Genomic DNA, 19,640 nt, shown 5'->3' with positions numbered 1-19,640 from the left:
GGCGGACGTCACCCGGCAGGGCGGGCGAGCACCCCGATCACAGCCCGTCCGCCAGGAGTTCGGCGAGATGGCGGGCCTTGCGGCCGGCCAGCTGATCCAGCTGGGTACGGCAGGAGTAGCCGTCCGCGACCAACTCGGCGTCCTCGGGGGCCCGGCGTACGGCGGGCAGCAGCTGGTCCTCGGCACAGGCCACCGACACGTCGTAATGGCCCTTCTCGAAGCCGAAGTTCCCGGCCAGCCCACAGCAGCCGGCCGACAGCTCGCCGCTCAGCCCCGCGCGTTCGCGCAGCCGCCGGTCGGCGGCCTCGCCCAGGATCGCGCTCTGGTGGCAGTGGGTCTGCCCGGCCACCGGCCGGTCCAGGCGCGGCGGCTCCCACTCGGGCGCGCACTGCTCCAGGGTCTCGGCGAAGGTGCGTACGGCGCCCGCCAGTTGCTTGGCGCGTGGGTCCTCGGGCAGCAGCTCGGGGACGTCGGTGCGCATGGCGGCGGCGCACGGCGGCTCCAGGACCGTCACCGGCAGCCCGGCATCCAGCGCGGGGGCGAGGTGGTCCAGGGTGCGGCGCATCACCGTGCGGGCGGTGTCGAGCTGGCCGGTGGTGACGTACGTCAGCCCGCAGCACACCGGGCGCGGCGGCACCGTCACCTCCACACCGGCCGCGTCGAACACCTGGACCGCCGCCCGTCCCGCCTCGGGGGCCAGGTAGTTGGTGAAGCTGTCGGGGAACAGCACGATCCGCTCGCGGTCGCGGCCCCCGTCACCGCCCCGCCCGGCGGCGGGCAGCCTCCGGCCCTGCGCACGCCACCAGCGGGTGAACGGCTCGGTGGCGATCGCCGGGATGGGGCGTTCGGGGGCGATGCCGCCCAGCCGCTTGGCGAGCGCGGCCAGCGGCGGCACCTTGGCGCCCGCGTTGGCCAGCGGTGCCGCGCGCAGCGCCGCCGTCAGCCGCAGCCACTGCGGCAGCCTGCCCATCGCGTAGTGCGCGGCGGGCCGGCGCCGCCCCCGGTAGCGCTGGTGCAGGAACTCCGCCTTGTAGGTGGCCATGTCCACCTCCACCGGGCAGTCGCCCCGGCAGCCCTTGCACGACAGACACAGGTCGAGCGCGTCGGCGACCTCGGAGGACTGCCAGCCGTCCGTGATCACCTCGCCCACCAGCATCTCGTGCAGCAGCCGGGCCCGGCCACGGGTCGAGTGCTTCTCCTCCCCCGTGGCCCGGTAGGAGGGGCACATCACCTGACCCGGACTCGCGGTCGTCTCACGGCACTTGGCGACGCCGACGCAGCGCCGTACCGCCGCCGAGAAGTCCCCGCCGTCGTGCGGGTATCCGAACGCCACCGGCACCGGCTCCTTCGGCAGCCCCGCGAACCGCAGCTGATCGTCCAGCCGGTCCGGGCGGGCCAGCACCCCGGGGTTGAGGCCGCCGTCCGGATCGCACAGATCCTTGAACGCATGGAAGACGTCCACGAGTTCGCGGCCGTACATGACGGGCAGCAGCTCGGCGCGGGCCAGCCCGTCGCCGTGCTCCCCGGACAGCGAGCCGCCGTGCGCGGCCACCAGCCGCGCCAGCTCCGTGCTGAACTCCCGGAACCTGGCGATGCCCGGCGCGGTCAGCAGATCGAAGTCGATCCGCACATGGATGCAGCCGTCACCGAAGTGCCCGTACGGCAGCCCGCGCAGCCCGTAGTCGCGCAGCAGGGAGCGGAACTCGCGCAGATAGCCGGCCAGCCGGGCGGGCGGCACCGCGCAGTCCTCCCAGCCCGGCCACGCCTCGCCGCCGTCGGAGAGCCGGGTGGCGGTGCCGGAGGCGTCCTCTCGGATTCGCCACAGGGCGCGCTGCCCGGCCGGGTCGGTGATCAGGGTGTGGCCGGTGGCGCCGTCGGCCACGGCGGCGTCGATCAGCCGGCGGGCGGCGGCCCCCGCCTCGGCCGGGTCGGCGCCGCCCATCTCGACGAACAGCCAGGCGCCGCCGCGCGGCAGGGCGTCCCGGGCGACCGGACTGGCGACCAGATCCTTGGCCATGCCCTCGACGGTGAGCGGGCCGTACGGGAGCAGGCCGGCCGCCGCCTCCGCCGCACCCGACTCGTCGGGGTAGCCGAGCACCGCCAGCACCCGGGCGGCCGGGGTCTCCACCAGCCGTACGGTGGCCTCGGTCAGCACGCCCAGGGTTCCCTCGCTGCCGGTGAAGGCGCGCGCCCAGTCCCGGCCGCGCTCGGGCAGCAGCTCGTCCAGGGCGTACCCGGAGATGCGGCGCGGCAGTTCGGGGAAGCCGGTGCGCAGCAGCGCCAGTTCGCGGTTGACGAGGTCCTCGGCGGCCGTCCGCAGGTGGTGCGGCAGATCGCGGCCGCCCCGGGTGAGCGGCAGCCGTTCGCCGCGGTAGGTGAGGGCGTCCAGGGCGTGCACGTTGTCGGCGGTGGTGCCCCAGGCGACGGAATGCGAGCCGCAGGAGTTGTTGCCGATCATGCCGCCGATGGTGCAGCGGGAGTGGGTGGAGGGGTCGGGCCCGAAGGTCAGCCCGTGCGGGGTGGCGGCGTCGCGCAGCGTGTCACAGATGACTCCGGGCTGGACGACGGCGGTCCGGGCCCCGGCGTCCAGGGAGAGGATGCGGTTCATGTGGCGGGTGAAGTCGAGGACGACCCCGACCCCGGTGGCCTGTCCGGCGATGGAGGTGCCGCCGCCGCGCGGGACGACGGGCACGCCGTGCTCGCGGCAGACGGCGAGCGCGGCGGCCACGTCGTCGGCGTCGTACGGGGCGACCACCCCGACCGGCACGCGCCGGTAGTTGGAGGCGTCCATGGTGGTCAGGGCCCGGGCGGCGGCGTCGAACTCCACCTCACCGCGCATCACCGCCCGTAGCCCCGCCGCGAGTTCCGTTGTCCCGGTGCTGTGCTGGTGTGCCATGCACCCCAGCGTGCACCGTCCCACCGCACACCGGGAACCGCCGCACCGGCCGGACCGGGCCGACCACCGCCCGGCCGGGTCACAGCAGGAGCAGGGTCTTGCCCAGCGCCGTGCGGTCCTCCATGGCCGCGTGGGCGGCGGCGGCCCGGTGCAGGGGGAAGGTCTGGCCGATGACGGGGCGGATCTCGCCCGCCGCCGCGCGGGTCATCATCCGCCGGGCCCAGCGGCCGGTGTGCGGCCCGAAGCCGTACAGCTGCTCGATGCCGATCACCTCGACGCCGCGCCGCCGCGCCTCGTCAGGGTCGATGACCGTGGCCTCGCCGCCGGCCGCGCCGTGCACCGAGAACCGGCCGCCGCGCGCCGTCACCGCGAACGCCTCCCGTCCGATCCGGCCGCCGACCCCGTCGAAGACGAGGTCGGCCCCCGTGCCGCCGGTGGCCTCGCGGACCCGTGCCGTCCAGTCCGGCGCGGTGTAGTCGACGGCCACCTCCGCGCCCAGTTCGCGGGCCAGTGCCAGCTTGCGCCCGCCCCGCGCGGCGGCGATGACGCGCGCGCCGGCGGCGCGGGCGAGCTGCACGAGCAGGCTGCCGACCCCGCCGGCCGCCGCCTCCACCAGGACCCACTCGCCGGGGTGGAGGCCGGCCCGTTCGGCCAGGCCCTGGGCGGTGGCGCCGTCGCTGTACAGGGCGGTGGCCTCGGGCAGACCCAGCCCGTCCGGCACCCGGAAGAGGTCCCGCTCCGCCACGGCCGCCCGCTCGGCGAAGCCTCCGGTATCGCCCGTGCCGGCCAGCACCCGGCGCCCCCGCCACCGCGGGTCCACCCCCGCCCCGACGGCGCCGACCCGGCCCGCGACGAGCCCGCCGGGGATGTACGGCAGCCGTGGTTTCGCGTGCCAGGGGTCGGTGCCCTGCCGGATCTGCGTCTCCACGAAGGTCATGCCCGCCACGGCGACGTCCACGACCACCTGTCCCTGCCCGGCCACCGGGTCGGGCGCCTCACCGGCAACGAGCACCTCGGGGCCCCCGAAGCGGACCACCCGCACCACTCTCATCGCACGTGCTCCTGTCCATTCTGTCCTTCGCTGTCGTTCTCCGGCCGAGCGTGCGACATCAAGTGCGGTTGAGGTCAATCCGGGGAGGCGGGGTGGGTTGGCATATACCCGCAGCCGATGATCAAGCCCGAATCATTTCCATTGCCATGAGAACCCAAAAGGACGCAGAACTCTCCTATAGTGTTCGGCAATTGATCGAGGTGGTTCCGCTCCACCGTCCCCGACACCGACACCGACACGCCCGCTCCGCATCTGTCCGAGGTCTTCGATTGATGACAGCGCATTCCCCCACCGCGCGCCCCGGGACGGAGCGTTCCCCGCTGCGGCAGGCACTGCTGGTCCTGGCGGCAGGCGCCCTCACCATCGGCGTACTCACCGCCTCCGGCTGGCTGCTGCTCGGTGACGGGGTGCTGGAGCGGCCCAGCACCTGGGTCGCGCAGGCCATCGCCGCCGGCCTGGTCATCGCCCTCGCCGTCGCCACCCACGCCCGCCGCACCACCGCCGCGCTCCGTACCGAGCTGGCCGAACGCGAGCGGCGCGCCCAGCACTTCGCCGGTCACACCGTGCCCGCGCTCGCCGCCCGGCTGCGCACCGGCACCTCCGCCGCCACCGCGCTGGCCACCGCCGAAACCCCGGCCGAGGACGCCCACCGCCGCGTCATGACGCTGCTCGCCGAGGAGATCAGCCGCAGCGAGACCAGCAAGGCCGCCGCGATGGCCGCCTGCGCCAACGCCGCAGGACGGATGCAGGCGCTCGCCACCTCCATGCTCGCCGACCTGCGCGAGATGGAGCACCGGCACACCGACGAGGCCGTCCTCGGCGACCTCCTCCACCTGGACCACCGCACCGCCCAGGCCGGGCGGCTCGCCGACTCCATCGCCGTACTCACCGGGGCCCGTTCCGGCCGCCGCTGGGCCAAGCCCATCGTCATGGAGTCCATCCTGCGCGGCGCCATGGGCCGCATCGGCGGCTACCAGCGGGTGCGGCTGCACTCCGCCAGCCAGCTCTCCGTCGCCGGGCACGCCGCCGAGGGCGTCATGCACGCCCTCGCCGAACTCCTTGACAACGCCGCCAACTTCTCCCCGCCCACCGCCGAGGTCCACGTCTACGTCGAAGAGGTCCCCTCCGGGGTCATCATCACCGTCGAGGACTCCGGACTGGTGATGAGCGAGGTCGCGCTGCGCCGCGCCGAACGCGCCGTCTCCGCCGCCCCGCTGGACCTCACCGCCCTGTCCGGTACGCGTCTTGGCCTGGCCGTGGTCGGGGCGCTCGCCCGCAAGCACGGCATGTCCGTGTCCTTCCGGCCCTCCGCGCGCGGCGGCACCGGCGCGCTCATGATGATCCCGCAGGAGCTGATCTCCCGCCCCAAGCCGGACGCCACCCCGGCCGTCGCGCCGCCCGAGCCGGTCACCACCGGCTCCGGCCGCACCCGCGGCGCCCGTACCGAACGCCCCGCGCTGCGCGAGGTCACCGCCGCCCCGGCGCCCACCGCCGAGCACGCCCCGGCCGGCCAGGAGCCGCAGGACGCCCCCGCGTCGCAGGACGGCACCGAGTACGGCGAGAGCGGCCTGCCCAAGCGGCGCCGCGGCCGGACCCTCGCCGCCGCGCACACCGACCACGACCCGCCCACCCGCAAACTGCGGCCCCGCGCCAACCACTCCCCCGCCGAATCGGCCGCCCGCTTCGGCACCTTCCGCCGCGCCGTACGGGGCGAGGCCCCGGCCGCGAAGGACACTCCCGCCCGCGACCGTGCCCCGGGCCGGGACGCCCAGGGCACCGGCCCCGCCGCCGGCGATGACACCGGCCCCGAGACCGGCCCCGGCGCCGACACCCAGAAACTCCAGCCGGAGGACGAGAACCGATGACCGCACCAGCCATGGGGGAATACACCGATGCCCGGCAGTAGTACCGCAGCCACCTCAGCCACCGGGGACGACGAGCTGAACTGGCTGCTGGAGAGCCTCCAGCAGCGCACGCCGGGCACCCGGCACGCCCTGGTGCTCTCCCGCGACGGCCTCAAGCTGTTCCACACCCCCGAACTCTCCGAGGACCAGGCCGACCAGCTCTCCGCCATCGCCTCCGGCGTGCAGAGCCTGTCGTACGCCGCCTCCATCGAGTTCGGCGACGGGACCGGCGGCGTACGGCAGTCGATGACGGAGTTCCACGGCGGGCTGCTGTTCATCGTCGAGGCCGGGGACGGCGCCCATCTGGCCGTCGTCGCCACCGAGAACGCCGATGTCGGCCTGGTGGGGCACAACATGAACGAACTGGTCGAGCAACTGGGCGACCACCTCAGCTCGCCACCGCGCGAGCAGCCCGACGGCGGCGGCGGGCGGGCATGAGCCGCCCGGGCCGGGACGAGGACCCCGACCGGCTCTACACCCTCACCGGAGGGCGCAGCCGGGCGGGCTCCGCCGCCGCGTTCGACCTGGTCACGCTGGTGGTGAGCGAGGGGGAGCCGACCGCGGGCATGCAGTCGGAGCACGCCACCATCCTGCGGCTGTGCCAGTTCCCCACGGCCGTGGTCGAGATCGCCGCCGAACTGAAGCTGCCCATCAGCATCGTGAAGATCCTGCTGTGCGATCTCCTCGACGAGGGCCGCATCACCGCCCGCCATCCGCGGACCGCCGCGATCCCGCCCCCGGGGTCGGGACCTGGCCGCACCGCGATGGCCGCGACCGGCACCGGCGGCCCGGCCGCCGCGCACGCCGCCGCCCCCCTACCCGATCCACATCTCCTTGAGCAGGTGCTCGTTGGACTCCGCAACCTCTGACCATCCGCCGCTGCCCGAGCGGCGCGAGCGGCGCATCCCGCTGGGCGGCAACGCCGACAACGGGCTGAAGATCGTTGTCGTCGGCGGCTTCGGGGTGGGCAAGACCACCATGGTCCGCTCGGTCAGCGACATCCGGCCGCTGAACACCGAGGAGGTCATGACCCAGGCGGGCGCGGACGTGGACGACCTGTCCGCCGTGCGCGGCAAGACCTCCACCACCGTGGCCTTCGACTTCGGCCGGATCTCCCTCAACGAACAGACCGTTCTGTACCTGTTCGGGGCGCCCGGGCAGGAACGGTTCTGGTTCCTGTGGGACCGGCTGTTCGCCGGCACGCTCGGCGCCGTCGTCCTGGTCGACACCCGCCGGCTCGCCGACTCCTGGTACGCGATCGACCGCCTGGAGCAGCACGGCACGCCGTTCATCGTGGCCCGCAACGACTTCGGCGGACCGCCGCACACCCAGCGGCAGATCAGGGACGCCCTGGACCTGCCCGAGCACATCCCGCTGCTCGACTGCGACGCCCGCTCCCGGGAATCCAGCAAGCAGGTCCTGATCACCCTCGTCGAGCATCTGCACGCTCTGTCCACGTCCACCGCCGGCCGGCCGGTTCAGGAGACGACCACACCGTGACCTCACCCCAGCACCCGCCCACCGCCGGCGGGACGACCCCGCCCCCCGGCTGCCCCGCGCACTCCGGAGCCGTACCGCTGTCCGGGCCCCGGTTCCAGACCGAACCCGCCGAGCTGTACCGGGAGATGCGGCGCGACCACGGCGCGCTGGCCCCGGTGACGCTGGCCGGTGACGTCCCCGCCTGGCTGGCGCTTGGCTACCGCGAACTGCACCAGATCTACAGCGATCCGGTGCTCTTCAGCCGCGACTCGCGGCACTGGCGGCTGTGGGACACCATTCCGGCCGACTGGCCGCTGCGCCCGATGGTGGACCACTCCTTCGACTCGGTGCTGTGGACGACCGGCGAGCGGCACTCCCAGCGGATCGCCATGACCGAGAACGCGCTGGAGGGCGTCGACAGCTTCGAACTGCGCCGCAACGCCGAGGAGATCGCCGACCGGCTGATCGACACGTTCTGCGGGCAGGGCGAGGCCGAGCTGATCTCGCAGTACGCCACGCTGCTGCCCGCGCTGGCGCTGGTGCGGGCGTGCGGCTACCAGGACGACGAGGGCCCGGGACTGGCGCACTCCATCAACGAGTTCCTCAACGGGACCGAGGAATCGCTGAAGGCGTTCCGCCACTTCCACGCCGCCACCTACGCGCTGGTGGACGCCCGGCAGCAGGCCGCCGCCGCCGACGTCGCCTCCCGGATGCTGGCCCACGGCGGCTACGGGCGCGAGGAGATCGTGCAGGACCTGGCGGTCATCATCGTCTCCGGCCAGCAGCCCACCGCCGACTGGATCGGCAACTCGCTGCGGCTGATGCTCACCGACGACCGCTTCGCCGCCTCCCTCACCGGCGGCCGGCACTCGGTCAACGAGGCCATGAACGAGGTGCTGTGGGAGGACGCCCCGCTGCAGAACTCGGTGGCCCGCTTCGCCACCCGCGACGTGCAGCTGGGCGGGCAGCACATCCGGGCCGGCGACATGGTGATCATGGGCATCGCCTCCGCCCACCACGACCCGCAGATCCGCACCGGCGGCACGTCGTTCACCGGCGGCAACAACGCCAACTTCGCGTTCGGGCACGGCGACCACCGCTGCCCGTACCCCGCGCAGGAGATCGGCGAGACCATCGCCAGAACCGGCATCGAGGTGCTCCTCGACCGCCTGCCGGATGTCGAACTGTCCATCCCCGAGGCCGCCCTGGTGTGGCGCCCCTCGGTGTGGATGCGTGGCCTGACCGCGCTGCCGGTGCGCTTCACCCCGGCACCGGCGGCACGGTCGTTCAGATGAGAGGTACCCCCGTGAGACCTGACTCAGTGAGAGGTTCCCGATAGATGACCTGCCCCGTGCAGCACAACGGCTCCGGCTCTTCCGCACCCTTCGTGCTCGACCCCTACGTCAAGGACCTGCTCGGGGAGGGCGAGCGGCTGCGGGCCGCGGGGCCACTCGTCCGGGTGGAGCTGCCCGAGGGCGTCACCGCCTTGGCCGTCACGCACCTCGCCGAGGCCCGCAAGCTGCTGACCGATCCGCGGCTGGTGAAGGACGTGAACCAGTGGGGTCCGTGGCAGCGGGGCGAGATCGGGGCCAACTGGCCGCTGCGCGCGCTGGTCGACCCGGGGCCGAGCATGCTGGTGGTCGACGGTGAGGAGCACCGGCGGCTGCGTACCCCGGTCTCCCAGGCGTTCACCCCGCGCCGGGTGGAGGCCATGCGGCCGCGGGTGGCACGGATCACCGAGGAGCTGATCGAGGAGCTGGCGGCCAGGGACAACGGGGAGCCGGTCGATCTGAAGCCGGCGTTCGCGTACGAGCTGCCGATGCGGGTCATCAGCGACCTGATGGGCCTGGAGGCGGCGGGCGACAACCGGCTGCGCGAGCTGTTCGACTCGCTGTTCTCCAGCTTCACGCCGCCCGAGGGGCTGCCGGCCGTGCTGGAGGAGCTGTCCACGCGGTTCACGGCGATGGTGGCGGAGAAGAAGCGCAACCCGGGCGATGACCTGTCCAGCGCGCTGCTGAACGCCGCCGAGGAGGGGCTGGCGCCGCTGACCGACGAGGAGGTGGTCGCCACCATCCAGGTGATCATCGCCGCCGGTCACGAGACGACCATCTCGCTGCTGCTCCAGGCCGTGCGCGGGCTGCTCAGCCACCCCGAGCAGCTGGCGCTGGCGACCTCCGGGAAGGTCGGCTGGGACGCGGTGGTGGAGGAGGCGCTGCGCTGGTCGCCGCCGATCACCCACGTCCTCATGCGGTTCGCGTCCGAGGACATCGAGATCGGCGACACGGTGATCGCGAAGGGCGAGGGCCTGGTCCTCTCGCTCGGGCCGATGGGCATGGACGAGGCCCAGTTCGGGCCCACCGCGCGGGAGTTCGACATCACGCGGGAGCAGCCGATCCGGCATCTGTCGTTCGGGCACGGCACGCATGTGTGCCCGGGGGCGCCGCTGTCGCGTCTGGAGGCCGAGCTGGCGCTGCCCGCGCTCTTCGAGCGGTTCCCGGACATGCGGCTGGCGGTCCCGGCCGAGGAACTGCACAACAATCCGTCGGTGACGCAGAACGATCTGGCGTCACTGCCCGTGCTGCTGTCCGGTCGGAGCTGAGCCGGAGCTGAGCCGAGGCCGGGCCGGAGCTGAGCCGGAGCACCGCCCGCCCCGTCAACCGGGTGCCCACGACCCTCACCCCCGCGACCTGCGGGGGTGAGGGTGGTACGCGGGCGTACGCAGGCTCCGGAGCCACTCGCGGACCGTCCGCCTGGTGATGATTTCCGTCTCACCGGACGGACAGGGTACGGAGGGACCCCCCGGACGGACTACGCTCCGCTCGTGGCCGACATCGAGATTCCCGCTGACATCAAGCCCGCCGACGGCCGGTTCGGCGCTGGCCCCTCCAAGGTGCGCACCGAGGCGTTGAACGCCCTCGCGGCGACCGGCAGTTCCCTCATGGGCACCTCACACCGGCAGGCTCCGGTGAAGCGCCTGGTGGGGCGGGTGCGCGAGGGCGTGCGCGAGCTGTTCTCGCTCCCCGAGGGGTACGAGGTGGTGCTTGGCAACGGTGGCTCCACCGCCTTCTGGGACGTCGCGACGCACGGGCTGATCGAGGCGAAGTCGCAGCACCTGACGTTCGGCGAGTTCTCGTCGAAGTTCGCCAAGGCGGCGCGCCTGGCGCCGTGGCTGGACGAGCCGACGGTGATCAGCTCCCAGCCCGGCACCCACCCGCTGCCGCGCGCCGAGCGGGGCGCGGACGCGTACGCGCTGACCCACAACGAGACCTCGACGGGTGTCGCGGCGCCGATCCAGCGGGTGGCGGGCGCCGACGAGGGCTCGCTGGTGCTGGTCGACGCCACCTCGGGCGCGGGCGGGCTGCCCGTGGACATCACCGAGACGGACGTGTACTACTTCGCGCCGCAGAAGTCGTTCGCGGCGGACGGCGGACTGTGGATCGCGGTGTTCTCCCCGGCCGCTCTGGCGCGGGCCGAGCGGATCGCCGCCTCGGGCCGGCACATCCCCGAGTTCTTCTCGCTGCCGACCGCCATCGACAACTCCCGCAAGGACCAGACGTACAACACCCCGGCGCTGGCCACGCTGTTCCTGCTGGCGGAGCAGCTGGAGTGGATCAACGGCCAGGGCGGCCTGGAGTGGGCCACCGCCCGCACCGCCGACTCGGCGGCGCGGCTGTACGGCTGGGCGGACAAGTCGGAGCGGGCCACCCCGTTCGTGACCGACCCGGCGCAGCGCTCGCAGGTGATCGGCACCATCGACTTCGCCGAGGACGTGGACGCGGCGGCGATCGCCAAGGCGCTGCGCGCCAACGGCATCGTGGACACCGAGCCCTACCGCAAGCTCGGCCGCAACCAGCTGCGCGTCGCGATGTTCCCGGCGATCGACCCGGCGGACGTCGAGGCCCTGACGGCGTGCGTCGACTACGTGATCGAGCGCCTGTAACCGGCGGGCTGCTTTACGAGTCGCCCCGGTCGACGGGTTCGACCGGCTGACGCAGGACCGTCCTCAGCTTCTCGGGGGCGGTCCTGCGCGGGTCTTTGAGGTACACCTCGTGGTGCGCGCCGGCCGGCCGCAGGCCGTGGGCGGCGAGGTAGGCGGCGTGCAGCTCCGTCATCAACGGCGTCTCGTCGTCGTAGGACCCGGTGTGCAGCACCTGGGCGCTGCGGCCCTCGTGGAGGGTGAGCGGGCGGACCTCGGAGATGACGGGGTTCTTCTTCTTGGCGAGGGCGGTGTCCCTGGCGTCCTCGATCATCCCGTCGGTGATCCAGGAGGGCAGGCTGATGAGCATCGTCCAGTTCCAGGCGTCCTTGGCGCGGCTGGTGAAGACCCCGGGATCGGGTGACCACCACAGCCCCTCCAGCGGCCCGACGACGAAATCACCGTCCGGCGTGCCCTTGCTCGCGAACTTGAGGGTGTACGCGACCCCGTAGAGCGCCTCGACCGCGCGGACGTAGGCGGGCGCGGTGTTCGGGTCCCCCGTGCCGTCGACGGCGAGGAACCGCTGCTCGGGGACGTCCACGAGGTCCCAGGTGGTGTTCTTCGGCGCGTAGAGCGCCTTGTGCTCGCGCTTGACGTCGTACGGTGCCACGGCTGTCTCTCCCTGTGCTCGGTAGCGGTCCAGCCACGCCTGTTCGGCGGTCAGCTGGCCGAGGGTGTAGTCGAAGATCGCGCGGACGAACTCCGGGGCGTGCCGGTCCTCGTGGGCCGCCCGGCGGACGGCCTCGACGCGCTCAGCCAGCGCGGCGGCCCGCCGGTCGAGGGCGGCGCGTACGTCCTCGGGTGCGACGGCGGGCTGGTTGGCCAGCCCGACCAGGACGCGCGGGAAGACCGGGTGGATCTCCGCGAGCGCGCGTTCGGCGGCGAGCGCGCACACGCGGCGGCCCTCGTCGGTGGCGGCGTACACCTTGCGCGCCTTGCCCCCGGCCGGGGGCGCGTCCCCGGCCGGGGCGATCAGCTCGCGCTCGCGGAGCTTGGTCAGCAGGTAGTAGATCGAGCTGAACCCGATCTCCGTCCACTCCCGCATCCCGCGTTCGGTGATCACCGCTTCCAGCTCGTATCCGTGTCGGGGTCGCTCCACCAGCAGTCCGAGCAGCGTCAGCTCGGCGGCGGACAGGTCCGGCTTCATGGCACCTATCCTAGCGCTAGAATAGGGGGCGGAAATCACGCCCAGTGAGGAGCCGGGAGATCAGCGGCCCGGCAGGCCCGAAGACCACCGTCGGCGCGGACGACGGTTGAGGAACGATCGTTCTTGACTGATCATTCCCGAACGTCATATGGTCATGTCATGGGAAGACCAAGGGCGTTCGACGAGGACGTGGCGGTCCGCGCAGCCGTGGATCTGTTCGGCAGCCGTGCCTACGACGGGGTGTCCGTCGACGATCTCGTGGCGCACCTCGGTGTGCACCGCAACAGCCTGTACAAGACGTTCGGCAGCAAGCGCGGCCTCTACATGGCCGCCCTGCGCCGCCACCTCGCCGATGACGTCCGCCCCCTGGTGGACACGCTCGCCACCGCTGCGGACGCGGCGACCGCGCTGCGGCTCATCACCTCCGCCGACCTCGGTCTGCTGCTGCTCGCGGTGGCCGAACGGGCGGCGGCCGACGAGGAGGTCGCCGCCGAGGTGACGGCCGCACTCGACGCGATCGACCAAGCGATCGCCGACGCCCTCGGTATTCCCGCCCCCCTGGCCGCCGCCCTCACCGCCACCGCACTGGGTCTGCTCCTGCGCGGAAGCTCCGACAGCGTCGGCGCCACGCTGTCCCAACGCCTCGATCTTCTCGTCTGACAAGGAAACCGACATGGCACTGGTTCGCATCGACGGGGACGACCTCGTCGTCGTGATCGAGGGAATCCACAAGGTCTGGGCGCTGAAGAGCAGCCTGACCATCCCCCTGGCCAACGTGCGTGGCGCGACCGCCGACCCCGGCATGATCGCCGAGCCCAAGGGGATCCGCGCACCGGGCACCCGCGTCCCCGGCCTCATCACGGCGGGCACGTTCCACCTCAATGGCGAGAAGGTGTTCTGGGACGTCAGGGACCCGGCGAAGACCGTCGTGGTCGAACTCGCCGATCAGGAGTACGCGCGGCTGGTCCTCCAGGTCGACGACCCCCGCGCCACCGTCGCCCTGGTCGAGAACGCCCTTACCTGAGCCGAAGGAGACAGCCGATGTTCCTCCGTATCGCCGCGGTCGCGATGGCCCTGGCCTTCACGACCGTCACCCCGGCCGAGGCGGCTCCGCGCCTGGTGCCCGCCGCCGACCGCGAGGTCGTCTTCACCGTCGACGGGACGACGACGTACGGCACCCTGCACGTCCCCGCGCACCGGCCCGGGCAACGGCTGCCGGCCGCACTGCTGCTGCCCGGCAGCGGCCCCACCGACCGCGACGGCAACCAGCCACCCGCCCTCACCCCGAACACGCTGTCCCTGGTGGCCGACGCCCTCGGCGACGACCAGGTCGCCACACTGCGGTTCGACAAGTACGGCACCGGCCGCACCGGGCTCGGCGCCTATGAGGACCGCCCGGAGGAGCTCGACCACCCGGCCTTCGTCCGCCAGGCCCAGGCCGCCTACGGGGTGTTGCGCGACCAGCCGGAGACCAACCGGCACGCGCTGACGATCGTCGGGCACAGCGAGGGCGCGATGACCGCGCTGCAACTCGGCGGCACCGTCCACCCGCGCCCCACCGGTCTGGTGCTGCTGCAACCGCAGGCGATGCGCCTGCTGGACCTGGTCACCCTGCAACTGAAGGACCAGATCGCCGAAGCGACCCGGCAGGGCCAGTTCACTCCCGAAGAACAGCGCGCCATCAACGCGGCGATCGACGCCGCCGTCACCGCGATGCGCGAAGGCCGACCGGTCGACACCACAGAGCTCCCGGACCCCATCGCCCAACTCTTCGAAGCCTTCCAGGGAACGAGCCATCGGTTCGTGCTGACCTCCGACGCCATCAGCCCGCCGGACACCGCCGCCGCACTCCGGCCCGGGACCAGGGTGCTCGTGACCTGCGGCACCAACGACCCCCAGGTCCCGTGCGCCACGACCGACGAGCTGACGACCGCGCTGCGCGACGCCCGCGCCGGCACACCGGGCCGGGTGACCCTGCACGGAGTGGACCACCTCCTGCACGACGAGGCCCACCCGGACACCCTCGCCCCGGCCGTACTCAACGCCTTGCACCGCTTCACGAAGTGCTGAGACGGCGGCCCACGCGCGAAGCCCCGGACGGCCCCCGCTCTCCCGCCGCCAAGCCGCGAAAGCTCTGTTGAGCACGTGCGGTTGACCGCGCCACGAGCCCTGTGGCGCGGTCGGGATGTATGAGCCTCGCGATCCGGGTCGCCCGACCGATTCCGCGACGGAGCGTCGTCCGCACGTTGTCCGCACAGCCGTTGGCCCTGTGGACAACGGAGGTTGAGAACGTCAGGAGACGCGGCCCGGTGGCACTTCCCGCCCGGTGATGAGGCGGTGCCACAGGCGACCGAGGGCCGTACGGGGGCGGCGAGTGCGGGTGCCGGGGCGGGGGTAGCGGATCGGTTCGGGGCGGGGTGGGTCCTCGGGGGCTATGTACAGCGGAACCTTGAACCCTGCGGCGTCGGTGGGTGCTTCGCGCATGGCGTCGGCGTAGTCGATGATCGTGTGGTGCAGCCGGGCCAGGCACGGCTCGCAGACGTAGAACTGGGCGTAGTGCCCGGCGGTTGATGCAGAGCCGAGCCACAGCACCCACGTGCAGCGGTTCCCGCACCACAGCCAACAGCGGCCCAGTACCCATTCCGAGCGGTCGCCCACGCGGGGCGGCGCGGGCCGGGTGTCGGCGAACGTCAGATCCGGGAGCCGGGGAACGGACGTCATGGCCGCCGCCTGTTGTTGAGGCGCGTCCCGGTCAGCCGGGAACGGGCGTGCAGGGTCAGTGCCTCCCCCGTCGCGAACTCCAGCCGACGCCCGCCCCGCGTCGTGAGGATCAGATCGGCCACCACCAGCGCCCGCCCGCCGACCTGGATCACGTCACCCACCAGCACCGTCTCGGCGGTGATCTCGACCACCTCCGGAACACTCATGCCGACTCCCCCGGCATCAGGGCCGCCAACTGCCGTACGGTCGCCGGCCGCAGATCAGCCGCCGGTGTGTGCGTCTCGAACGAGGGGTCCTCGTACGCCCGCACCCGGATGAGCGCACCCGCCGTGTAGACGACCACCACGACGCGCTCCAGCTCGGCACTCCACACCACCGCCCCCGGCGACAGATGCTGACGGGCGAGCCCGCACACCAGGTCAGGCACGAGCCGCCGCACAATGCCCAGCGACATCCGGTGAACCGAGATCGTCGGCGACAGACCCGGGTTGAGGCTGACCTGCGTGGTGGACACACCTAGCAGAGCCAGGGCATCGCGCAGTTGGTGGAGTTCCATGGGGTCCTGGCGAGTCAAGCGGGTCAACATCGTGCTCGGTTCCATCGATGCTCCTCACGCCGCTGACAGCGGCTTCTTTGGGGCGAATCGCGCTTGGCTTCCATAGCGGGTAAGCCAAAAATGACCGTATTCTGACCGGTCCCCCATGAGGACTGACCCAGAGTACGAGTGAGACATCGCGAGGGAGAGGTCATGCGCGCCCAAAGATCGGCGACTCTGACCGTGGGTCAAGTTTCCGGACACGTGTTCAAGATCTGCAGAGAGCAGACGGGGCAGACGCAACGACAGATCGCGGAGCGCTGGCGGGTTGACCCGACCACGGTGCAGTCGTGGGAATCGGGACGCCGACCGGTGGCGTCCATGGCCTCCAGCGCACTGAATGCGATCACGCGTCAACTCGTGGCAGCAGGAGCGAATCCAGAAACGGTCGGGCTGCTGGGCACGGCAATGGATGCTGACGCGATCATCGGACACGCTCTGGCTGCCAAGGCTCCCGACCCTTGCGACCATCCCTTGTCATCCTGGGTGATCACGCGAGACGCCACGCACATGGTCGTGTGGGCGCTTACGGGGCAGCGTCCCGCGGCTCTTCCATCTGCCGCGACTCGTCGCAGCGGACCCGTACCGCCCGCTCCGCTTTTGGCAGCGGATGCCCGACGGGTCTTCTTTACGCACACGCGGCAGGTTGCCGAACGAGCCCACCGAGGAGGAAGTGCCAACGCTCTCCTAGCCCGCCAGTGCCTCTATCTCAGCAGTTATGACACCGCGGCGGACACACGCGCGTGGATCAATGGCTTGATGACGTACCCCGCTCGATGGGACCCGGCGCAGTGGTCCCCGGCCTGGGTCTCTGCTCGCTCGGTGGCGACATCCGTAACACGTCACGGGCAGTCCGATCTGTTGGACAGGTTCATTCGCGAAGGCCTGGGTTCCGACGCCGGAGCAGGAGCAAATCTGGCCTATTGGGCTCACTGGCTCGGAGTGGACAGGCTGCCGCGCGCCAACGACGACTTCATGGCCGACAGCCCGGCGTGGGACCCTGGGCCACTGATGCGTGCGCTCGCGGGGCGCCTCTCGCCGGGTCTCGGAGGCCTCGCGCTCAATGTACGTTCAGCATGGTCCCTGACCATGGCTCACCCCTGGTTGTTGGGTGACCCCGTGGTGGGAGCTGCCATTGAGAAGAGGTCGGCGCTCCTGTTGGATACTGCCGAACTGCCTGCGGCAGCCCGCAGGGAGCTTGATCAGATGCACTACGGTGTGAGGCTGCACCGCCGGTAGAGGAGGTATTTTGACAGATCAACACCAGGGCACCATGCATTTCCTTTTCGAGATGGGGATGCTGAAGCGCGCGAAACGCACGGGCTGGTGGATCGCTGGTGTCAAAGACCCGGAGACAATCGCCGAACACAGCTTCCGGGTTGCTCTGATCGGTGCCACGCTGGCGTACATGGAGGGTGCCGACGCCGGTCGTGTCGCGCTGCTTTGCACACTGCATGACACCCAGGAGACGCGAGTCGGCGACATCCCGTGGATCGGTCGGCGGTACGTGAAGGCGGCTTCCAACTCCGACGTCACCAGGGATCAGCTGTCCCAGGCCCACCCTGCCGTCGCGGCCGGTTTCCAGTCCGCCGTCGACGAGTACGAGGCGGCCGAGACCACCGAGGCGCGAGTCGCCCGCGACGCCGACAAACTCGAATGCATGATCCAGGGCCTGGAATACCTCGCGCAGGGGCACGGACCGGCACAAGAATGGGTTGACAGCACCCGGGCGAAGCTGGTGACGAAATCCGCTATTGAACTGGCCGATGCGGCGCAGACGATGTCCACAACGGAATGGCAGCGCGTTTATCTGCCCTGAGCTGTCCCAGTCTCCGGGACGCCGACTCCGTGGCGTCCGAACATGGAGACGTGCCGGGCCGCCTGCTGAGGCCGGGCCGAAGCTGGGCTGCCGCCTCCCGCACCGGCAACGGGTGAGAAACGGCGATCCGCCTCCGGTCCGGCCTCCGTGGTGACGGTCAGCCGCTCAGGCGCTGGTACTTGCGGATGGCCAGGGGGAGGACCACGGCCGTGATCAGCAGGGGCCAGACCACCGCCATCAGCAGGGCGTTCTCCTCGATCCAGCTGCCGCCGGTGGGCATCGGGTTGCCGAAGAGTTCGCGGATGGCCCCGGCGGTGGCCGAGACCGGGTTCCACATCGCGATGGCGCCCAGCCAGTCGGGCATCAGCGAGGGCGGGGTAAAGACGGAGGAGACCATGCCGAAGGGGAACGCCACGGCGAACAGGTTGCCCGCCGCCTCGGTGTTGGGCACCAGCAGGCCCAGCAGCACACCGATCCAGATCAGCGCGAAGCGCAGCAGGAGCAGCAGGCCGAAGGCCGCCAGCGAGGCCGGCAGGCCGCCGTCCGAGCGCCAGCCGATGACCAGCGCGATGCCGGCCAGGATCGCCAGGTCCAGTCCGGCGTGCAGCACATCGGAGACGCCGCGCCCGGTGACGACCGCCGAGGGCGCCATGGGCATCGAGCGGAACCGGTCGATGACGCCGCGTTCCTTCTCGACGGCCACCGCCATCGCGGTGTTCATGAAGCCGAAGGCCATGGTCATGGCGAACATGCCGGGCATGGCGTACGAGACGTAGTCGGCGCCGCCGCCGACGTCCATGGCGCTGCCGAAGACGTACACGAACAGCAGCACCGAGACGATGGGGAAGCCCAGTTGCCAGGCGATGACGGCGGGCTCCCGCACCAGGTGGGTCAGTTCGCGGCGGACGAGGGTCCAGCAGTCGCGGACCGCCCAGTACACACGGCGTTCCGGGCCGTCGAGGGTGGGGATGTCGGTGCTGCTCATGCGGGGGTCGGCTCCTCGTTCGACGCGTTCGGCGTGGTGTTGGTGTCGGTGTCGGTGTCGGTCAGCCGCAGGTACACCTCGTCGAGGGTGGGGCGGCGCAGTCCGATGTCGGTGACGGCGATGCCCTGGTCCTGGAGGGTGCGGGCGACCTCGGTGAGCGCGGGCACGCCGTCGCGGACGGGGGCGGTGACCCGCAGCCGTTCCGTGTCGTGTTCGGGCTCCGCGCCGTCGGTGGCGACGCGGGCGACGGCCTTGATCGCGGCGGGCAGGTCGGTGGGGCCTGCCACCACGACCTCCAGGCGGTCTCCTCCGAAGGCGCGCTTGAGGGCGGCCGGGGTGTCCTCGGTGATCTTGCGGCCGTGGTTCATGACGACGATCCGGTCCGAGAGTTGGTCGGCCTCGTCCAGGTAGTGGGTGGTGAGCAGCACGGTGGTGCCGGTGGCGGTGAGCCGGCGGACCGCGTCCCACACCTCGCCCCGGCCGCGCGGATCGAGCCCGGTGGTGGGCTCGTCCAGGAAGAGCACCTCGGGCGCCAGCACCATGCTCGCGGCGAGGTCGAGGCGGCGGCGCATGCCGCCGCTGAAGGACTTGGCGGGGCGGTCGGCGGCCTCGGTGAGGCTGAACTGCTCCAGCAGCGCCTCGGTGCGGGCATCGGCCCGGCGGGCGTCGAGGTGGAAGAGCCGTCCGAACATCCGCAGGTTCTGCCGGGCGGTGAGGATCTCGTCGACGGCCGGGTGCTGGCCGGTGAGGCCGATCCGGCGGCGGACGGCGCGCGGGTCACGGCGTACGTCGATGCCGGCGACCTCGGCCCGGCCGCCGTCGGCGCGGATCAGGGTGGTGAGGATGCGCACGGCGGTGGTCTTGCCGGCGCCGTTGGGGCCGAGCAGCCCGCAGACGGTGCCGCTGGGCACGGCCAGGTCCAGGCCGTCCAGGGCGGTCTTGCCCTGCTTCCCGTAGGTCTTGCGCAGATCTTCCGCGCGGATGGCGATCATGATCCCCCCTCTACTGGGTACAGTGTACGCAGCACAGCGTACGCCGTACCCAGTAGAGGGGGACAGTGATTAAAT

General features: G+C 71.9%; 20 protein-coding genes. 12 read left to right on the top strand and 8 right to left on the bottom strand.

Translation table 11 applies throughout. The features are described 5' to 3' along the window. Positions 1-37: 37 nt before the first annotated feature. Positions 38-2,896, bottom strand: coding sequence for an FAD-binding and (Fe-S)-binding domain-containing protein (locus ACTFAP_RS17155; RefSeq protein WP_500466767.1), 2,859 nt, complete (start codon positions 2,894-2,896; stop codon positions 38-40). Positions 2,897-2,975: 79 nt separating this feature from the next. Continuing rightward, a complete protein-coding gene (locus ACTFAP_RS17150) occupies positions 2,976-3,947 on the bottom strand; it encodes a zinc-binding dehydrogenase (RefSeq protein WP_500466766.1) in 972 nt (323 codons plus the stop codon). 272 nt (positions 3,948-4,219) lie between these two features. On the opposite strand from ACTFAP_RS17150, the gene ACTFAP_RS17145 reads away from it, so the two are divergent. The 7 genes from ACTFAP_RS17145 to serC all read left to right on the top strand — a co-directional run bounded on the left by ACTFAP_RS17145 (position 4,220) and on the right by serC (position 11,270). Further along, positions 4,220-5,812 (top strand): sensor histidine kinase, encoded by a 1,593-nt coding sequence (locus ACTFAP_RS17145; RefSeq protein ID WP_500466765.1) that lies wholly within the window; start codon positions 4,220-4,222, stop codon positions 5,810-5,812. Positions 5,813-5,839: 27 nt separating this feature from the next. Continuing rightward, positions 5,840-6,289, top strand: a complete 450-nt coding sequence (locus tag ACTFAP_RS17140) for a roadblock/LC7 domain-containing protein (RefSeq protein ID WP_390123067.1) — start codon at positions 5,840-5,842, stop codon at positions 6,287-6,289. Continuing rightward, positions 6,286-6,720 carry a DUF742 domain-containing protein gene (locus tag ACTFAP_RS17135; protein ID WP_400010385.1) on the top strand — a complete coding sequence of 145 codons (435 nt, stop codon included), beginning with the start codon at positions 6,286-6,288 and terminating at the stop codon, positions 6,718-6,720. The genes ACTFAP_RS17140 and ACTFAP_RS17135 overlap by 4 nt, the downstream gene beginning before the upstream one ends. Further along, complete coding sequence (locus ACTFAP_RS17130; protein WP_500466764.1) at positions 6,701-7,351, top strand: GTP-binding protein; 651 nt, start codon at positions 6,701-6,703, stop codon at positions 7,349-7,351. Before ACTFAP_RS17135 ends, ACTFAP_RS17130 begins: the two co-directional genes overlap by 20 nt. Then, on the top strand, positions 7,348-8,625 hold the full coding sequence (locus tag ACTFAP_RS17125; protein WP_390123073.1) for a cytochrome P450: 1,278 nt from the start codon (positions 7,348-7,350) through the stop codon (positions 8,623-8,625). Before ACTFAP_RS17130 ends, ACTFAP_RS17125 begins: the two co-directional genes overlap by 4 nt. A gap of 44 nt (positions 8,626-8,669) precedes the next feature. Then, positions 8,670-9,929 (top strand): cytochrome P450 family protein, encoded by a 1,260-nt coding sequence (locus tag ACTFAP_RS17120; RefSeq protein WP_500466763.1) that lies wholly within the window; start codon positions 8,670-8,672, stop codon positions 9,927-9,929. Between the two features lie 222 nt (positions 9,930-10,151). Next, complete coding sequence (gene serC / locus ACTFAP_RS17115; RefSeq protein ID WP_500466762.1) at positions 10,152-11,270, top strand: phosphoserine transaminase; 1,119 nt, start codon at positions 10,152-10,154, stop codon at positions 11,268-11,270. 13 nt (positions 11,271-11,283) lie between these two features. On the opposite strand, the gene ACTFAP_RS17110 is transcribed toward serC, so the two are convergent. Then, positions 11,284-12,453, bottom strand: a complete 1,170-nt coding sequence (locus ACTFAP_RS17110; RefSeq protein WP_495681373.1) for a GyrI-like domain-containing protein — start codon at positions 12,451-12,453, stop codon at positions 11,284-11,286. A 159-nt stretch (positions 12,454-12,612) separates the two neighbouring features. On the opposite strand from ACTFAP_RS17110, the gene ACTFAP_RS17105 reads away from it, so the two are divergent. The 3 genes from ACTFAP_RS17105 to ACTFAP_RS17095 are packed head-to-tail and all read left to right on the top strand — an operon-like array spanning position 12,613 to position 14,523. Continuing rightward, the gene (locus ACTFAP_RS17105) at positions 12,613-13,113 is read left to right on the top strand and encodes a TetR family transcriptional regulator (protein ID WP_495681372.1); all 501 of its coding nucleotides are present in this window, start codon (positions 12,613-12,615) and stop codon (positions 13,111-13,113) included. A 13-nt stretch (positions 13,114-13,126) separates the two neighbouring features. Then, positions 13,127-13,477, top strand: a complete 351-nt coding sequence (locus ACTFAP_RS17100; RefSeq protein ID WP_495681371.1) for a hypothetical protein — start codon at positions 13,127-13,129, stop codon at positions 13,475-13,477. Between the two features lie 17 nt (positions 13,478-13,494). Further along, complete coding sequence (locus tag ACTFAP_RS17095; protein WP_500466761.1) at positions 13,495-14,523, top strand: alpha/beta hydrolase family protein; 1,029 nt, start codon at positions 13,495-13,497, stop codon at positions 14,521-14,523. Between the two features lie 222 nt (positions 14,524-14,745). On the opposite strand, the gene ACTFAP_RS17090 is transcribed toward ACTFAP_RS17095, so the two are convergent. From ACTFAP_RS17090 to ACTFAP_RS17080, 3 genes are read right to left on the bottom strand one after another with little or no spacing between them, the layout of a single operon-like run. Further along, a complete protein-coding gene (locus ACTFAP_RS17090) occupies positions 14,746-15,174 on the bottom strand; it encodes a hypothetical protein (RefSeq protein WP_500466760.1) in 429 nt (142 codons plus the stop codon). After that, complete coding sequence (locus tag ACTFAP_RS17085) at positions 15,171-15,380, bottom strand: hypothetical protein (protein WP_500466759.1); 210 nt, start codon at positions 15,378-15,380, stop codon at positions 15,171-15,173. Before ACTFAP_RS17085 ends, ACTFAP_RS17090 begins: the two co-directional genes overlap by 4 nt. After that, positions 15,377-15,730, bottom strand: a complete 354-nt coding sequence (locus ACTFAP_RS17080; protein ID WP_500466758.1) for a hypothetical protein — start codon at positions 15,728-15,730, stop codon at positions 15,377-15,379. The genes ACTFAP_RS17085 and ACTFAP_RS17080 overlap by 4 nt, the downstream gene beginning before the upstream one ends. 192 nt (positions 15,731-15,922) lie before the next feature. On the opposite strand from ACTFAP_RS17080, the gene ACTFAP_RS17075 reads away from it, so the two are divergent. Both ACTFAP_RS17075 and ACTFAP_RS17070 read left to right on the top strand, forming a co-directional pair. Then, the gene (locus ACTFAP_RS17075; protein WP_495681367.1) at positions 15,923-17,008 is read left to right on the top strand and encodes a helix-turn-helix domain-containing protein; all 1,086 of its coding nucleotides are present in this window, start codon (positions 15,923-15,925) and stop codon (positions 17,006-17,008) included. 52 nt (positions 17,009-17,060) lie between these two features. Continuing rightward, the gene (locus ACTFAP_RS17070; RefSeq protein WP_495681366.1) at positions 17,061-17,588 is read left to right on the top strand and encodes an HD domain-containing protein; all 528 of its coding nucleotides are present in this window, start codon (positions 17,061-17,063) and stop codon (positions 17,586-17,588) included. A 157-nt stretch (positions 17,589-17,745) separates the two neighbouring features. Here the strand turns inward: ACTFAP_RS17070 and ACTFAP_RS17065 are convergent, their stop codons facing one another. Together ACTFAP_RS17065 and ACTFAP_RS17060 are read right to left on the bottom strand one after the other, a co-directional pair. Further along, a complete protein-coding gene (locus ACTFAP_RS17065; RefSeq protein ID WP_500466757.1) occupies positions 17,746-18,573 on the bottom strand; it encodes an ABC transporter permease in 828 nt (275 codons plus the stop codon). After that, positions 18,570-19,565 (bottom strand): ATP-binding cassette domain-containing protein, encoded by a 996-nt coding sequence (locus tag ACTFAP_RS17060; RefSeq protein WP_500466756.1) that lies wholly within the window; start codon positions 19,563-19,565, stop codon positions 18,570-18,572. Before ACTFAP_RS17060 ends, ACTFAP_RS17065 begins: the two co-directional genes overlap by 4 nt. Positions 19,566-19,640: the final 75 nt, after the last annotated feature.

Source organism: Streptomyces sp. PH9007 (assembly GCF_059813725.1).
The sequence above is the reverse complement of the archived record's forward strand: the minus strand, read 5'-3'. Positions and strand labels throughout refer to the sequence as shown.

Bases quoted from the DNA above. Each gene is read 5' to 3' on its own strand.
- ACTFAP_RS17155 (WP_500466767.1), bottom strand. From the start codon at position 2,896: ATGGCACACCAGCACAGCACCGGGACAACGGAACTCGCGGCGGGGCTA.
- ACTFAP_RS17150 (WP_500466766.1), bottom strand. From the start codon at position 3,947: ATGAGAGTGGTGCGGGTGGTCCGCTTCGGGGGCCCCGAGGTGCTCGTT.
- ACTFAP_RS17145 (WP_500466765.1), top strand. From the start codon at position 4,220: ATGACAGCGCATTCCCCCACCGCGCGCCCCGGGACGGAGCGTTCCCCG.
- ACTFAP_RS17140 (WP_390123067.1), top strand. From the start codon at position 5,840: ATGCCCGGCAGTAGTACCGCAGCCACCTCAGCCACCGGGGACGACGAG.
- ACTFAP_RS17135 (WP_400010385.1), top strand. From the start codon at position 6,286: ATGAGCCGCCCGGGCCGGGACGAGGACCCCGACCGGCTCTACACCCTC.
- ACTFAP_RS17120 (WP_500466763.1), top strand. From the start codon at position 8,670: ATGACCTGCCCCGTGCAGCACAACGGCTCCGGCTCTTCCGCACCCTTC.
- ACTFAP_RS17110 (WP_495681373.1), bottom strand. From the start codon at position 12,453: ATGAAGCCGGACCTGTCCGCCGCCGAGCTGACGCTGCTCGGACTGCTG.
- ACTFAP_RS17105 (WP_495681372.1), top strand. From the start codon at position 12,613: ATGGGAAGACCAAGGGCGTTCGACGAGGACGTGGCGGTCCGCGCAGCC.
- ACTFAP_RS17100 (WP_495681371.1), top strand. From the start codon at position 13,127: ATGGCACTGGTTCGCATCGACGGGGACGACCTCGTCGTCGTGATCGAG.
- ACTFAP_RS17095 (WP_500466761.1), top strand. From the start codon at position 13,495: ATGTTCCTCCGTATCGCCGCGGTCGCGATGGCCCTGGCCTTCACGACC.
- ACTFAP_RS17090 (WP_500466760.1), bottom strand. From the start codon at position 15,174: ATGACGTCCGTTCCCCGGCTCCCGGATCTGACGTTCGCCGACACCCGG.
- ACTFAP_RS17085 (WP_500466759.1), bottom strand. From the start codon at position 15,380: ATGAGTGTTCCGGAGGTGGTCGAGATCACCGCCGAGACGGTGCTGGTG.
- ACTFAP_RS17080 (WP_500466758.1), bottom strand. From the start codon at position 15,730: ATGGAACTCCACCAACTGCGCGATGCCCTGGCTCTGCTAGGTGTGTCC.
- ACTFAP_RS17075 (WP_495681367.1), top strand. From the start codon at position 15,923: ATGCGCGCCCAAAGATCGGCGACTCTGACCGTGGGTCAAGTTTCCGGA.
- ACTFAP_RS17070 (WP_495681366.1), top strand. From the start codon at position 17,061: ATGGGGATGCTGAAGCGCGCGAAACGCACGGGCTGGTGGATCGCTGGT.
- ACTFAP_RS17065 (WP_500466757.1), bottom strand. From the start codon at position 18,573: ATGAGCAGCACCGACATCCCCACCCTCGACGGCCCGGAACGCCGTGTG.
- ACTFAP_RS17060 (WP_500466756.1), bottom strand. From the start codon at position 19,565: ATGATCGCCATCCGCGCGGAAGATCTGCGCAAGACCTACGGGAAGCAG.